General features: G+C 68.7%; 13 protein-coding genes. 4 read left to right on the top strand and 9 right to left on the bottom strand.

Features of this window, described 5'->3' with window-relative positions; all coding sequences use genetic code 11:
- Position 1: 1 nt before the first annotated feature.
- From ACZ5WE_RS03755 to ACZ5WE_RS03765, 3 genes are read right to left on the bottom strand one after another with little or no spacing between them, the layout of a single operon-like run.
- A complete protein-coding gene (locus ACZ5WE_RS03755) occupies positions 2-1768 on the bottom strand; it encodes a non-ribosomal peptide synthetase (protein WP_467687812.1) in 1767 nt (588 codons plus the stop codon).
- A gap of 55 nt (positions 1769-1823) precedes the next feature.
- Positions 1824-2324, bottom strand: coding sequence for a winged helix-turn-helix domain-containing protein (locus ACZ5WE_RS03760; protein WP_467687810.1), 501 nt, complete (start codon positions 2322-2324; stop codon positions 1824-1826).
- The gene (locus tag ACZ5WE_RS03765; protein WP_467687809.1) at positions 2321-2542 is read right to left on the bottom strand and encodes an MbtH family protein; all 222 of its coding nucleotides are present in this window, start codon (positions 2540-2542) and stop codon (positions 2321-2323) included. Before ACZ5WE_RS03765 ends, ACZ5WE_RS03760 begins: the two co-directional genes overlap by 4 nt.
- Between ACZ5WE_RS03765 and ACZ5WE_RS03770 the strand changes: the two genes are divergently transcribed.
- On the top strand, positions 2541-3686 hold the full coding sequence (locus tag ACZ5WE_RS03770; protein ID WP_467687808.1) for an alpha/beta hydrolase: 1146 nt from the start codon (positions 2541-2543) through the stop codon (positions 3684-3686). The two genes, ACZ5WE_RS03765 and ACZ5WE_RS03770, sit on opposite strands and share 2 nt — an antisense overlap.
- Here the strand turns inward: ACZ5WE_RS03770 and ACZ5WE_RS03775 are convergent.
- The 5 genes from ACZ5WE_RS03775 to ACZ5WE_RS03795 form a co-directional block, all read right to left on the bottom strand.
- The gene (locus ACZ5WE_RS03775) at positions 3664-4263 is read right to left on the bottom strand and encodes a GNAT family N-acetyltransferase (protein WP_467687807.1); all 600 of its coding nucleotides are present in this window, start codon (positions 4261-4263) and stop codon (positions 3664-3666) included. The two genes, ACZ5WE_RS03770 and ACZ5WE_RS03775, sit on opposite strands and share 23 nt — an antisense overlap.
- Before the next feature lie 96 nt (positions 4264-4359).
- Positions 4360-5337: a 4-hydroxy-3-methylbut-2-enyl diphosphate reductase gene (locus tag ACZ5WE_RS03780; RefSeq protein ID WP_467687806.1), complete on the bottom strand. Its 978-nt coding sequence runs from the start codon at positions 5335-5337 to the stop codon at positions 4360-4362.
- Positions 5334-6413: a polyprenyl synthetase family protein gene (locus ACZ5WE_RS03785; RefSeq protein WP_467687804.1), complete on the bottom strand. Its 1080-nt coding sequence runs from the start codon at positions 6411-6413 to the stop codon at positions 5334-5336. Before ACZ5WE_RS03785 ends, ACZ5WE_RS03780 begins: the two co-directional genes overlap by 4 nt.
- Complete coding sequence (gene ispG, locus ACZ5WE_RS03790) at positions 6410-7555, bottom strand: flavodoxin-dependent (E)-4-hydroxy-3-methylbut-2-enyl-diphosphate synthase (protein ID WP_467687802.1); 1146 nt, start codon at positions 7553-7555, stop codon at positions 6410-6412. Before ispG ends, ACZ5WE_RS03785 begins: the two co-directional genes overlap by 4 nt.
- Positions 7552-9399, bottom strand: a complete 1848-nt coding sequence (locus ACZ5WE_RS03795; protein WP_467687801.1) for a 1-deoxy-D-xylulose-5-phosphate synthase — start codon at positions 9397-9399, stop codon at positions 7552-7554. The genes ispG and ACZ5WE_RS03795 overlap by 4 nt, the downstream gene beginning before the upstream one ends.
- A gap of 246 nt (positions 9400-9645) precedes the next feature.
- On the opposite strand from ACZ5WE_RS03795, the gene ACZ5WE_RS03800 reads away from it, so the two are divergent.
- From ACZ5WE_RS03800 to ACZ5WE_RS03810, 3 genes are read left to right on the top strand one after another with little or no spacing between them, the layout of a single operon-like run.
- On the top strand, positions 9646-11028 hold the full coding sequence (locus ACZ5WE_RS03800; RefSeq protein ID WP_467687800.1) for a cytochrome P450: 1383 nt from the start codon (positions 9646-9648) through the stop codon (positions 11026-11028).
- 19 nt (positions 11029-11047) lie between these two features.
- Complete coding sequence (locus ACZ5WE_RS03805) at positions 11048-12568, top strand: ent-copalyl diphosphate synthase (protein ID WP_467687798.1); 1521 nt, start codon at positions 11048-11050, stop codon at positions 12566-12568.
- Positions 12565-13482, top strand: a complete 918-nt coding sequence (locus tag ACZ5WE_RS03810; protein WP_467687796.1) for an ent-pimara-9(11),15-diene synthase — start codon at positions 12565-12567, stop codon at positions 13480-13482. Before ACZ5WE_RS03805 ends, ACZ5WE_RS03810 begins: the two co-directional genes overlap by 4 nt.
- Here the strand turns inward: ACZ5WE_RS03810 and ACZ5WE_RS03815 are convergent.
- Positions 13472-14104: a TetR/AcrR family transcriptional regulator C-terminal domain-containing protein gene (locus tag ACZ5WE_RS03815; RefSeq protein WP_467687794.1), complete on the bottom strand. Its 633-nt coding sequence runs from the start codon at positions 14102-14104 to the stop codon at positions 13472-13474. The genes ACZ5WE_RS03810 and ACZ5WE_RS03815 overlap by 11 nt on opposite strands.
- Between the last annotated feature and the right edge of the window lie 17 nt (positions 14105-14121).

Genomic DNA, 14121 nt, shown 5'->3' on the forward strand with positions numbered 1-14121 from the left:
ATCAGGCGCGCTCGGCCCGCTCCATGATCTTCGCCAGCTCCGCGATGCTCTCGGCCGCGAGCATGTCCCGCATCGGCACGACCACCCCGAGCTCCTTGCGCACCCGCCTGACCAGCTTCGCGGCGAGCACCGAGTAGCCGCCCAGATCGAAGAAGTTGTCCTCGGGTGTCACTTCACCGACCTTCAGCGTCTCCCTCACCATGGCGCAGAGGATCTGCTCGTACGATCCCCCCTCCCCCGCAGCGACGGGCGCCTCGGTGTCGGGCGCGGTGCGCGCCGCCCGATCCTCGAGTTCCCTGCGATCGATCTTCCCGTTCAGCAGGGTCGGGAACCGGTCGAGCAGGACGATGGCCGACGGGACCATGTGCTCGGGGAGGGCGCCGCGAGCATGCTCGCGCAGCTGCTCCTCCGTCACCTCGTGACGCTCCGAGGGCTTGACGTAGGCGACGATGTACTGGGATGAGGCGTCGTCACCGCTCACGACCGCGACGACGATCTCCACGGCCCGGTGGCTCTCCAACCGCGCCTCGACCTCGCCCAGTTCGACGCGGAAGCCACGCACCTTGACCTGGTTGTCGACCCGGCCGGTGAAGAAGAGCTCACCACCGGCCTCGCGCCTGCCCTTGTCGCCCGACCGGTACATCCTGCTGCCGGGCGGGCCGTACGGGTCCGCGACGAACCGGGCCGCGGTCAGGCCCGGCCGGTTCAGGTAACCCCGCGCCACTCCGGAGCCCGCCAGGTACAGCTCGCCGTCCGTGCCGTCGCGCAGATCGCTCAGCGTCTCGTCGAGCACGTACACCGCGCTGCCGTCCCACGGCGTCCCGACGGACACCTCCTCCTGGATGCCTTCGATCGGGCCGCCGATCGACGCGCCCACGGTCACCTCGGTCGGACCGTAGCCGTTGTAGAGGCGCCTGCCCTTGGACCACTCCGCCGCCAGGGACCTCGTGCAGACGTCGCCGGTGGAGGTGATGGTGCCGCCGAGCAGAAGTCCCTCGCTGTCGGTGATGCCCAGCGCCACCGGCGGCATGACCGCGTGGTTGACCTCGTGCCTCAGCATGGTTTCACGCAGCGACTCACCCGGCATCAGCTCGTGCTGCTCGGCCATGACGAGTGCCGCGCCGTTCAGCAGGGCCAGCGTGAAGTCCCAGAACCAGGCGTCGAAACTGAAGGACGCCCACTGCAGCACGCGCTCGCCGGGGCGGACCTGGAACACCCGCGCCTGGGTCGAGACCAGGTCGGCCACGCCGAGGTGGCTGACCGCGACGCCCTTGGGCACGCCGGTCGAACCGGAGGTGTAGATGACGTACATCAGATGGGCAGGGCGCAGCGGTGCGATGCGCTCGTCCTGAGTGATGTCGCCGCCGTTCTCCTGCTCGCAGGCGGCCTCGAAGGACGGGTCGCCGAGCACGACCTCGTCCAGCTCCAGCTGCAGCGAGGTGACGTCCTTGGTCCGCAGCAACATGACCGGCTTCGCGTCCATGACCATGTGCGTCAGCCGATCGGCCGGATAGGCCGGGTCCAGCGGCAGGTACGCGCCGCCGGCCTTCAGCACGGCGAGCACCGCGACCACCAGGTGCACCGAACGCGGCACCGCGATCGCGACCAGGCGGTCCGGGCCGACGCCGGATGCGATCAGCCGCCTGGCGAGCCGGTTCGCCCGTGCGTTCAGCTCCGCGTAGCCGACAACGGTGTCCTTGAAGACGACCGACGGAGCATCGGCCGACTCGGCGACCTTGGACTCGAAGAAATCCGAGAAAACACTCAACTCCGCCTCCGACGCAGACTTCCAGCGTGATGGGTACGAAAAGTGGTGCGCGGGGCTAGTTCGGCTCGATGGTGAAGCCGCGTCCCCAGACGTTGCGCAGCGCGAGGCCGACGGGCTGCAGGCGTCGGCGCAGCCGGAGCACGTGCAGGTCGATCGCGTTACTGGACGCGCTGGCACCGCACTGCTCGAGGATCTTCCCCAGTTCGTTGCGGTAGACGACCTGGCAGTACCGGGTGACCAGCGGGGCCAGGAGTTCGCACTGGATCATCGAGAGCGTGACGGACGATTCCCGGAAACAGAGAATGCCGGCCGGGTCGAGCACGGGCTTCTCATTGAGGACGGCGCGGGCCTCCAGCTGACTGACCCGGGCCTGGAGATCCTCCGGCACGATGGGCGGGCGCACCCAGTCCTCGTACAGACCGATCCGCTCGGGCGGAGCGGCACCATGCTCCACGACCAGTAGACAAAGACGCCGCCCTGCCCGGCACTCCTCACGAATATTGCTCTCCGCGGGCCAGCGGACGAATCGCACCCGGCTCTTCAGATCGGCCGTCACCGACAGTCTCCCTGCCCGATGGAGTCCCGCAGGCTCTTCGGACGCATATCCGTCCATAACCGATCGATCTGGTCAAGGACGTTCTCCCGAGCGGTCGGCCCGTACACGACGCGCCAGCCGGCCGGGACATCGATGTCCTGAGGCCAGAGCGAATACTGCTCTTCGTCATTGCACAGCGCCAGGTACTCCCGGCTGTCGTCCTCGAATGGATTGAACATGAGTACAACCCTCTCCCCGTCCCGGAACTACGTCTCGACGGTACAGCAGCGGCCCCGAGCCAGAGAAAGATTAATTTTCCATATGCGTTCGTGTAATCCGCATTCGCTTTCGAGCGAACTTCACCATGGTTCTTCCAGAACGAACCATTTATCATTAGCCATTGATTCCACGAACCAGCCCACGGGGGGCCCGATGCCTTTGGATCGCTTTCTGCGCAACTTGATCGCCTGGCAGAGCGCAGGGGATCCGCCCATTCCGGATCGCGCCCTGACCATCGAACAGGCGCGTGAGCGGTATCGCGCGAGTGCGGTGCGCCCGCACCGCGAAGACGGCCTCCCCCACACGGCCGTCACCTCCGTCGACCAGACGATCGCCACTGCGGACGGATCCTCGATCCGGTGCAGGGTGTACACCCCGGAATCGGATGAGCGCCGGGTGATCACATTTCTGCATGGCGGCGGGTGGGTGATGGGCGACCTCGACAGTCACGACGGGGCGTGCCGCATCCTCTCGGCAGCCCTGGGCGCCGTGGTCGTCTCCGCCGACTATCGACGGCCCCCGGAGTTTCCCTACCCCACTCCGCTGCGCGATGCCGTCGCCGCGGCCCGCTGGACGGCTCGGTCGTTCCCGGGGCGCGACCACGTGATCGCCGGCGACAGCGCCGGTGCCAGCCTGTCGCTGGGCGTCGCCTTCGACGCGCGCGACACCGGCGACTTCGAGGTCGCCGCGCTGCTGCTGGTGTACCCGCCCGTGGATCCGAGCCTGCGGATCGCCTCGGCCTGCGAGCATGCCGAGGGATACCTGCTGAGCGTTGACGACATGGTCTGGAACTACCAGATGTACGTCCCCGACCCGAAGCACCGCAGCGATCCCGCCGTCGACCTGCTCAACGCCGACCTGCGGGGCCTGCCGCCGACGGTGCTCGCCACAGCCGAGTTCGACCCGCTGCACGACGAGGGAGTGCGGCTGGCCGATGAGCTGCGCGCCGCAGGCGTGTCCGTGCGTGCTGTACCCGGGCCTGGTCTCGTCCACGGCTATTTCCTGATGCAGGACATGGTGCCGGCAGCGGCCGCGTGCAGCCGACGGGTCATCGAAGAGCTGCACGCGGTGCTGAGGTCGATCAGCGCGCCTCGCGCCACATGAAGCGGGTGTTGACGCCGAGGATCTCCTCCTGGGAGACCACCTCGAAGCCGAACCTCCCGTAGAGCACGACGTTGCGGTCGACATCCGTCTGCAGGAAGACGGATGTCCTCTGCTGATCGACCTCGTCGAGGAACGTCCTGAGCAGCGCCGTCCCGACCCCGTGCCCCTGCTCTTCGGGGTGGACGGCGACCGGCCCGATGTGCCAGTGGTCCTTGCGGGGCTCGTGCTTGGCCCGCGAACTCATCACTTTGAAGGCCCGAGGCAAGTTGAAGCCGATCGTCCGGATCATCATCGGCGCCGTTTTGAGTTTCTCGCCCATCGTCATCTGGCAGTGCGGCCATTCCGCCGCGTTCAGCACTCCGACGAGCCGACCCTTCCGTTCGGCGACGAGCACGTGACTGAAAGGGCTCCCGAGCTTGATGATGCGAGTTCCCTGTTCCATCGCCCGGGTGGCCTTGTCCTGGTCCCCGCGCACGGTGGCCAGATTGCTCGGATTATCGGCGAAGGCGAGTCCGACTATTCGGCATGCGACTTCCAACTCGGCGGCAGCAATCGACCGCACGGTCACATCGCTCACTTCAACCTCCAGGATGCAATCACCGACTGTATTCGATTCGGCTCGATCGTCGCGTGAATACTCGAGCAATTCAACCGATACTGAGAAAGTCGATGACTATATCGGCTTCTTTGCGACCATCCGGCCATGGTGGTCGGCGTCCAGTTCATGGGGAAGGGCGAAAGTGATCGACTCGCTCGCGGCCGAGGAGGACTCGACCCGGTCCCAGCCGCGTGCCGCCAGGAAGTCGAGGACCTCCTGGACGAGGGACTCGGGAGACGAGGCGCCGGCGGACAGCACGATGGTCTCGGAGCCTTCGAGCCAGGCCTCGTCGATCCGCGTGACGTTTTCGATCAGATGGGCCTGGCGGGCACCCGCCAGGCCGGCGACCTCGACCAGACGGCGGGAGTTGGAGGACGTGGCCGAGCCGACGATCAGGACGAGATCGGCTTCGGCGGCGAGCTGCTTGACGACCTGCTGCCGGTTCTGGGTGGCGTAACAGATGTCCGAGCTCGGCGGGCCCTGGAGATGGGGGAAGCGTTCGGCGAGCACGTCGACGGTCTCGGTCGTCTCGTCCACGGACAAGGTGGTCTGCGACAGCCACGCGAGCTTCTCCTGGTCGGGCACGCTGATCCGGAGCGCGTCCTCGGGCCCGTCGACCAGGGTGACCTGCCCGGGGGCATGGCCCATGGTGCCGATGACCTCCTCGTGCCCCTCGTGTCCGATCAGGAGGATGTGGTAGTCCTCGGCCGCGTAACGCTGGGCCTCCCTGTGGACCTTGGTGACCAGCGGGCAGGTGGCGTCGATGGTCCGCTGCCCGCGTGCCTCGGCCTCGGCGCGCACGGTCGGGGCGACACCGTGCGCGGAGTACATCAGGATCGCGCCCTCGGGGGCCTGCGCCGCCTCGTCGACGAACACGGCGCCCTTGGCTTCGAGTTCGCGCACGACGTGGACGTTGTGGACGATCTCGTGCCGCACGTAGACCGGCGCACCGTAGAGTTCGAGCGCCTTCTCCACCGCGGCGACCGCCCGCTCGACTCCGGCGCAGAAGCCCCGGGGCGCGGCGAGCAGCACCCGCTTCCCCTTGCCGCTCATGAGCTCCTCCAGGCGGCCGCGCGCGCGATGCCGCGCAGCGCGTGGTCGACGGGTTCGGGCAGGAGGGCGGCCTCGAGTGCGTCCAGGGCCTGGCGGTAGCGTTCGTCGATCATCTTCTCGACACCCTCGGCGGCGCCGGTCACCGTCATGATCTCCCTCGCTCGCTCGGCGGCGGTCTCCGTGATCGCCTGGTCGCCGAGGATCGCGCGCAGGTCGGCCTCCTGCTTCTGGTCGGCGGCGGCCAGGGTGAGCGCGACGAGGACGGTGTGCTTGCCCTCGCGCAGGTCGTCCAGGCGGGACTTGCCGGTCTCACCCGGGTCGCCGAAGATCCCGAGAAGGTCGTCGCGCAGCTGGAACGCCTCGCCGAGCGGTATCGCGAAGGCGCTGAGGTCATCGAGCAGCCGTGGGTCCGCGCCGGCGAGCGCCGCCCCGATCTGCAGGGGCCGCTCGATCGTGTACTTCGCCGTCTTGTACTTGATGACGGTGAGCGGCCGGTCGGTGCTCGCCTCCAGCTGCGCGCCACCCGTGAGGTCGAGGTATTGCCCGTACATGACCTCCGTGCGCATCTCGTCGATCAGCGAGAACACGGCGCCGTGGCGCTCCGGCGCCAGGCCCACGCCGCGCAGGAGTTCGTCGGACCAGGTCATCGCGAGGTCGCCGATGAGTATCGCGGCACCGATGCCCAGCTGCTCCGCCTCGGCGTGGGAGTGGGTCCGGGCGAACTCGGTGGCCATGCCCCGGTGCACGGCGGGCTGGCCGCGGCGGAAGTCGGAGCGGTCCATGACGTCGTCGTGGATCAGGGCGAAGGCGTGGAACATCTCGAGAGCGGCCCCTGCCGATACCAGGCCGGCCTCCTCGGACCCGCCCCCGGCGGCGTACCAGCCGCACGCGCAGAGCAGAGGCCTGATCCGCTTGCCGCTGGCGGCGAGGAACGTCCGGAGCCCCTCGATCGCGGGAAACGCGTAGGGCTGCGCGGCGTGCATCTTCCCGGTGAGGAACGCCTCCAGGTGCGTCTCCACCCGGATCCGGTAGGAGTCGAGGTCCAGGCCGGCAGGTGAGGTAAGGGTCCCGGTCACGTGCTGTCCTCCGCGGTCTCTGAGGTGTCGGACTCGGTGATGCGCAACGCTTCTTCGAGGAGTCGCTCGACGATCTGGTTTTCGGGAACGGTGGCCACGACCTGGCCGCGTACGAAGATCTGGCCCTTGCCGTTGCCGGAGGACACCCCGAGGTCCGCCTCGCGCGATTCACCGGGGCCGTTGACCACACAGCCCATCACCGCCACCCGCAGCGGGTGGGGGAAGCCGTCGAAGGCCGCCTCGACCTTCTTGGCGAGGGAGTGGATGTCGACCTGGAGCCGTCCGCACCCGGGGCACGAGACGATCTCGAGCCGGCGAGCGCGCAGCCCGAGCGAGGCGAGGATGTGGATGCCGGCCTTGACCTGCTCAACCGGCGGCTCCGACAGGGAGACGCGGATGGTGTCACCGATCCCCTCCCCGAGGAGGACTCCCATCGCGACGGCGGATTTGATCGAACCCTGGAAGGCGGGTCCGGCCTCGGTCACCCCGAGGTGCAGGGGGTAGTCGCAGGAGCGCGCGAGGATCCGGTTGGCCTGGATCATCACGAGGGGGTCGTGGTGCTTGACGGCGATCTTCAGATCGGTGAAGCCGTGCTCCTCGAACAGCGAGCACTCCCACAGCGCCGATTCGGCGAGGGCCGCGGGGGTGGGGCCGCCGTGCTTGTCCATCAGCCGCGAGTCGAGGGAACCCGCGTTGACCCCGATGCGGATCGGGACGCTAGCCGCGCCCGCCACCTCGGCGATCCGCTTGACCTGGTCGTCGAAGCGCTTGATGTTGCCGGGGTTGACCCGCACGGCCGCGCACCCGGCATCGATGGCGGCGAAGATGTACCGGGGCTGGAAGTGAATGTCGGCGATCACCGGGATCGGGGACCGTCCGACGATCGAGGCGAGCGCGTCGGCGTCGTCCTGGGAGGGCACAGCGACCCGGACGATGTCGCACCCGGCGGCGGTCACCGCGGCGATCTGCTGCAGGGTGGCGTCGACGTCGGCGGTGACGGTGGTGGTCATCGTCTGCACGCTGACCGGCGCCCCGCCGCCCACGGTCACACTGCCCACCTTGAGCGGTCTGCTGTTGCGGCGCGGGCTCAGGACCCCGGAGGCCGGGGGGAGAGCGGGGGTGGGTAGATCGACGAGGGTCATCGCATCCTCTCAGCGGGGCGAGCAAGGGCGAGCGCGTCGATGGACGCGCGGACGATGCCGGGTGCGTCGAGACCGTGTGCCGCGAGCAGTTCGCCGCGCGAACCGTGCTCGATGAACTCCCTCGGCAGCCCGAGCACCCGTATCTGGTTCGGAAGGCCGGCGTCCGCGCAGGCGAGGGCGAGCGCGGAGCCGAATCCTGCGACGCGGCACCCGTCCTCGACAGTCACCACGAGGTCGTGGCTCCGGACGAGGTCGAGCGCGGCTTCGGGAACCGGCAGGACCCAGCGTGGATCGGCGACCGTCACCCCGATGCCGCGGTCCTCGAGCTGCCTCGCGGCTTCGACGGCGCCGGCGGCCAGCGGGCCGCAGGCGAGCAGCAGCACATCGCGCCTGCCCGCCTCGTCGCGGTGGAGCACGTCGATCCCGTCGATGCCCTCCAGCCGCGTGATCTCCGTTCCTGCCGCGGCCTTCGGAAAACGGATCACGCTCGGTCCCGTTCCCGTGACCGCTTCGCGCAGCAGCGCCTTGAGTTGCTCGGCGTCACGCGGGGCGGCCACTCTCAGGCCGGGGATCTGTGCGAGGAACCCCAGGTCCCACATGCCGTGGTGGCTCGCTCCGTCCGGCCCCGTGACGCCGGCGCGATCGAGCACGAACGTCACCGGCATCCGGTGCAGTGCGACGTCCATGAGCACCTGGTCAAGTGCCCGGGTGAGGAAGGTGGCGTAGACCGCGACCACCGGTCGGCTCCCGGCCATCGCCATGCCCGACGCGGTGCACACCGCCTGCGGCTCGGCGATCCCGACATCGAAGAACCGCTCGGGGAAACGCTCGGCGAAGCGAGCCAGGCCCACCGGCCCGCGCATCGCGCCGCTCAGGCACACGATGTCCTCGAACTCCGCACCGAGTTCGGTCATCTCCCGCCCGAACACCTCGGTCCACGAAGTGCCCGCGGGAGCGTGGGGTTTTCCGGTCACGGGATCGAGCACACCGATCCCGTGCATGCGGTCCGCCGGGTCGGTCTCGGCGGGTGCCCAGCCGCGGCCCTTGTCGGTGACGATGTGCACCACCACGACCTGGCGCATATCGCGCGCCTTTTGCAGCGCGGCCTCCACGGCGGGGATGTCGTGCCCGTCCACCGGGCCGAGGTAGGCGAGTCCCAGCTGCTCGAACACGTTCGGGCCATCGGCGCCCGGACCGCTGTGCCCGGAACGCAGTCCGGACAGGTGCCGGGCGAGGCCGCCGATCGTCGGGTCGTAGGAGCGGCCGTTGTCGTTGAGCACGACCACCACCGGCAGCTCCGGGCGCTCGGCCAGATTGTTCAGTCCCTCCCAGGCGAGCCCTCCGGTCATCGCCCCGTCCCCGATCACCGCCGCCACGGACCTGCCCGCCTGGTGATCGTGGAGACCGAGCCCGGCGGCGAGCCCGTGCGCATAGGAGAGCGCGGTCGAGGCGTGCGAGTTCTCCACCCAGTCGTGGACGGACTCCTCCCGCGACGGGTAGCCCGAAAGGCCCCGGCGCCGGCGCAGGCTCCCGAACTCCTTCGCCCGCCCCGTAAGGATCTTGTGGACGTACGACTGGTGGCCGGTGTCGAACACGATCGGATCCTGCGGGGAGTCGAAGACCCGGTGCAGCGCGATCGACAGCTCCACCACGCCCAGGTTCACGCCCAGATGCCCGCCGGACGCGCACACCTGCTCCACCAGCAGCGTCCTGATCTCGGCCGCGAGGGCACGAAGCCGGCCATGGTCCATCGCGAGCAGAGCCGAGCGATCGAGGTCCAGCGGGCTTTCGGCATCCGGTGTCGCCACCTGAGCATTGAGTGCGACCTGCTCAACCACAGGCATCCTCCTGCCTTCACACTCGGCGATTCGTCTGTCCCTCGCCGGGATGGGAATGGGTTTCCGTACGCGTACAACACACATTTGCGCCGTTCGAGGGCCCGACCGGCAAGGCCCACGGGCAGACCGACGTGTCGCGCTTCGGCGGCGTGTCGCGCCTGCGCGGGCAAGCGCGACATGCGACCGAAGCGCGACATGTCGCGCGGCCTCGGTCCCTGTTGAAGACGCCCCTGATCTGCAGTACTTGGAGCCATGCCGGAGCAACCTGCCATGCGAACAGCCCCCCGAAGCCTCCCTTTAGCGGGCCATGCCGTACCGCTACTCCTCCAGCCGCTGAAGTTCCTGAAGACGCTTCCGGCACTCGGCGATCTGGTGAAAGTCCGGCTCGGTCCCGGCGACGCCTTTGTGCCCTGCGATCCCGCCCTGTTCCGGCAGATACTCAAAGACGCCCGGCTCTATGACAAGGGCGGCCTGTTCTACGACCGGGGACGCGAAGCCGTGGGAAACGGCCTGGTCACCTGCCGCTGGGACGATCATCGCAAGCAACGCCCGCTGATGCAGCCGTCGTTCGACCACAAGCACATCAGCCATTACGCCGAGCTCATGGCCGACGAAGTGGACGTCCTGACCCGCACATGGCGCTCAGGCGATGTCGTCGACGTCGACAGGGCGATGGCGACCCTCACTCTTCGCATTACGACAAGGGCCCTTTTCTCGGTGCCTGCAGACCACAAGCTGGTCACGCAGGTGGAGAAATGGCTCCCGGTTCTCATGGACGGCTTCTTCCGGCGCATGTTCGTCCCGGCACGGCTGCTGTCGCTCGTCCCGACGAAGATGAACCGGCAGTACCCCCGCGCGATCGCCGAGATGCGGAAGATCACCGAAGAGATCATCGATGAGGTGAAGCGCAAGAAGGGTGAGGACCCCGGCCTTCTCGCCGGCCTGATGAACGCGCGCGACGAGAAGACCGGAGCCCCGCTCGGAACGCAGGAGATCTTCGATCAGGTCCTCATCCTGCTGATCGCCGGCTCGGAGACCACCGCGACGGCGCTGGCCTTCACCTTCCATCTGCTCGGCGCGCACCCCGAGATCGGCGCCCGCCTTCGGGACGAGGTCGACGGCCAACTCGGCGGCCGGGCACCCGGCTTCGAGGATCTCTCCGGGCTGCCCTTCACGCGGCAGGTGCTCATGGAGAGCCTTCGCCTCTATCCGCCGGCGTGGATGTTCACCCGTGCCACCACCACGGCCTGCAACCTCGGCGGTCATGACTTCCCCGAGGGAACGACGTTCCTGCTCAGCCCGTACATCCTGCACCACGACCCGGACCTGTTCCCCAGCCCCGGAACCTTCGATCCGGAGCGCTGGCAGCCCGGCGCAATGAGCGACGAGGCACGCCGGTCGGTACTCCCCTTCGGCTCGGGCGCCAGAAAGTGCATCGGCGACCAGTTCGCGCTCAACGAAGCGTTGCTGGCCATCGCGGGGATCGCGGGCCGCTGGAACCTGAGCCCGGTCAACGACCGGCCGATGCGGCCCATCGCCCGAGCCACGCTCAAACCGGGCCCGCTCCCGATGAGGCTGCAGGAACGCGTGCATGAACCGGTTCGGAAAGCGACCATCACAGATCTTCGAGATTAGAGGTAGGCGGATCATGAACGTGACCTCCTTTGCAGCCATGCGCGACGCGGCACAGGAAATCGTCGATGAGATGACCGTCGATCCCTACGGGCTCACCTCACCATCGGTTTACGAGACCGCGCGCCTTGTGGCCTCCGCGCCCTGGTTGGAAGGCCATCAGCAGCGCGTGGAATTCCTGCTGACAGAGCAGCACGCGGACGGGACGTGGGGCGGGCCCGCGACGTACGGGCTGCTGCCCACGCTCAGCGCCCTCGACGCCCTGCTGTCCCTCGCCGGGACGCATGCCACACAGCGGGTCGCCAAGGCCGTGGAATCGGGTCTTGCCGCGCTGGCCAGGCAGTTCCCCCGCGACGTCCAACTGCCGGACACCATCGCCGTGGAGCTCCTGGCCCCCTGGCTCGTCGAGCAGATCAACCAGCGGCTCGCCAGGATGGACGGCCGAGGCGATCTGCCCGGACAGCTGGACCTCCAGACCGACATGGGAACGCTGAACCGGGTCCGCGAGCTTCTCCATAACCACTCCGGCATCCCGGAGAAGACCTGGCACTCGCTGGAAGCCCTCGGTGCCCCGGCCGTCCGGTCCCGCACGGTGACGCCGGTGGGCGGGGCGGTCGGTGCCTCTCCCGCGGCCACCGCCGCCTGGCTGGGTGATCCGCCTCATTCGGACGCCACGCGAGCGTCCCTGGACTACCTGCGCCGAAACCAGGCACGTCACGGGGGCCCGGTCTCGGGCATCACCTCGATCTCCTACTTCGAACAGGCCTGGGTGGTCACGGCGCTGTGCGGTGCCGGCCTGGATGTGGAGATCCCCTCCCAGGTCCCGGACAGTCTGCGGACCGCTCTGCAGGCGGACGGCCTGCCCGCAGGCCCCGGTCTCCCGTCCGACTCCGATGACACGGCCGCTGCCCTGCACGCCCTCGACATCCTCGGGAAGCCGGAATCAGTCGACTGCCTGTGGGGATACGACACCGGCCTCTACTTCAACTGCTTCCCCAATGAACGGACGCCCTCCACCTCGACGAACGCGCACATCCTCGTGGCCCTGGCTGATCGCTGCGGGCAGGGCGACCAGCGCTACGACCTCGCCGCGGAGCGGGTGGGCGGCTGGCTCACCGAGCAGCAGGACTCGACCGGCTACTGGACCGACAAGTGGCACGCCTCCGCGTACTACGCGACCGCCTGCGGCGCTGCTGCCGTGGCCCGCCTGGACGGGGCGCAGGCGTCCGCGGCCCTGGACAACGCCGTCCGCTGGGTGCTCGACACACAGCGCGCCGACGGGTCATGGGGACGATGGGCGGGCACCGGCGAGGAGACCGCCTACGCCCTTCAGATACTGAACCACCGCGCCGTTCCCGAGCGGCCGGCCCTCGACGCGATCCGCCAAGGGCGGGCGTTCCTGACGCGCCACATCGAGAACGGTGGCGACAATCCGCCGCTGTGGCACGACAAGGACCTCTACACGCCGGTCCGGGTCATCCGCGCCGAGATCCTCGCCACCGTGGCCGCCACGACGCGCCACCTCGCCGAGGTGCAGAGTTGAGCACGGCCGTGACCCAGACCCTCGGCGACCTCTCTCTTCCCTCCGCTGCGCAGTGTGTGCCGGTCACCGTGCTGGCGCTGGAACTCCTGGCCGACCTGCGGTCCTGGGCGGCCGAATACCCGCAGGTCCTTCGGGCCACGCCCATCGAAGCCCTGGCGATCTCCACCGCGGCGATCAGTCCGTGGCGCAGCGCGGACGAGCTCCGGCCTGCGGCTCGCATGTACGTGTGGGCCTACGCCCTGGACGACCACGTCGAGCAGAACGTCCAGAGCCTCGACGAACTCGACGACCTGTTCGGTCGCTGCCACGCCGTCGTCAAGGGCGGCGGTCGGGACGACAGCCACCCCTTGCTGGCCTCGTTGTCGGGCTGGCAGTCCACGGTGGCGCGCTCCCCGCTCTACCCGCAGCTGGCCGGCCTGTGGGCCGACAGATTCGCCGAGGCGCTGCGCGGTGAGCGGTACGACTGGACCGCCGGCCGAGCCAGAGACCTTGGCGAGGGGCCTGTTGACCCGGAGGAGTACCTGACCTACGCGGCCAGCTCCAACGCGTGGATGACCCACTTCCCGCGGTGGGCGACCAGCGATCGGGATGATCTTCTCGACAACCTGCCCGTTCTCGACAGCGCCCTCGAGGCGATCGAGGTCGCCGTCCGCCTCTCCAATGACCTGGCCACCTTCGAGCGGGAGCGGGCCGAGCCCGGTCAGAACAACATCCTGATGTACGACACCTCCCCCGAGTGGGTGCACAGCGAACTCGACCGGCATTCCCGCAAGGCGCAGGAGCAGTTGAAGCCGCTGCTGGACTCCGGGTTCGCTCCCGCTGTCGAACTGCTGCGCCTGCTCGACTGGTCGGTCACGTTCTACAGCGGGGCCGACTTCCGCGGGTGGGGAGCGGACCGCGACCTCACCGGGTAGCGGATGCCGGCGGGATCCGGCTGGCGACTCCCTCGATGAAGGTGTTCAGCCCGTAGGCGAAGCGTTCCGCCGGGTCGGTCTTCATGAGGGAGCCGACGGCCTCGGCGTACTGGGGGGACAGTACGTTCGTGAGCTTGGTGTCGCGGCTCTGCCAGTACTCCTCGGCCAGCGAGTGGGCCTGGTTCTGCTCGTCGATGGTGTGGCCGAGGACGTAGTAGTAGAGGGAGAAGGCCAGCGATCCGGCCTGGGCGGGGGCCAGGCCGGCCCCGCAGAGCACGTCGACGACGAGACTGCCCGCGGTGATGGAGTTGGCGCCGGTGGCGTGGGTGCCGCTCACCAGGCGCGCTCCGTCACGGTGCGTGAGCATGGCCGTCCGGAACCGCTGGCCCAGGATGTACATCTGGTCGCGCCACGGCGCCTCGGGCAGCGGGACCCCGACCCCTTCGGTGAGCTTGTTGGCCATCGCCTCGAGCAGGGCCGCCTTGTTCGGAAAGTGCCGGTAGAGGGCGCCGCCCTGCACGTTGAGCGCAGCACCGAGCTTGCGCATCGTCAGACCGTCGAGCCCTTCCGTGTCGAGAAACTTCAGGGCCCCGTCGACCACGTCGGCCTTTCGCAGCAGCATGCGTCGCTCCATCGTTG

Source organism: Streptomyces sp. NPDC033180, assembly GCF_055577645.1.

Excerpts from the sequence above, each read along its gene's own strand:
- ACZ5WE_RS03770 (WP_467687808.1), top strand. The coding sequence starts at position 2,541 with ATGAGTACAACCCTCTCCCCGTCCCGGAACTACGTCTCGACGGTACAG.
- ACZ5WE_RS03765 (WP_467687809.1), bottom strand. The coding sequence starts at position 2,542 with ATGTTCAATCCATTCGAGGACGACAGCCGGGAGTACCTGGCGCTGTGC.
- ACZ5WE_RS03780 (WP_467687806.1), bottom strand. The coding sequence starts at position 5,337 with ATGAGCGGCAAGGGGAAGCGGGTGCTGCTCGCCGCGCCCCGGGGCTTC.
- ispG (WP_467687802.1), bottom strand. The coding sequence starts at position 7,555 with ATGACCCTCGTCGATCTACCCACCCCCGCTCTCCCCCCGGCCTCCGGG.
- ACZ5WE_RS03795 (WP_467687801.1), bottom strand. The coding sequence starts at position 9,399 with ATGCCTGTGGTTGAGCAGGTCGCACTCAATGCTCAGGTGGCGACACCG.
- ACZ5WE_RS03800 (WP_467687800.1), top strand. The coding sequence starts at position 9,646 with ATGCCGGAGCAACCTGCCATGCGAACAGCCCCCCGAAGCCTCCCTTTA.
- ACZ5WE_RS03815 (WP_467687794.1), bottom strand. The coding sequence starts at position 14,104 with ATGCTGCTGCGAAAGGCCGACGTGGTCGACGGGGCCCTGAAGTTTCTC.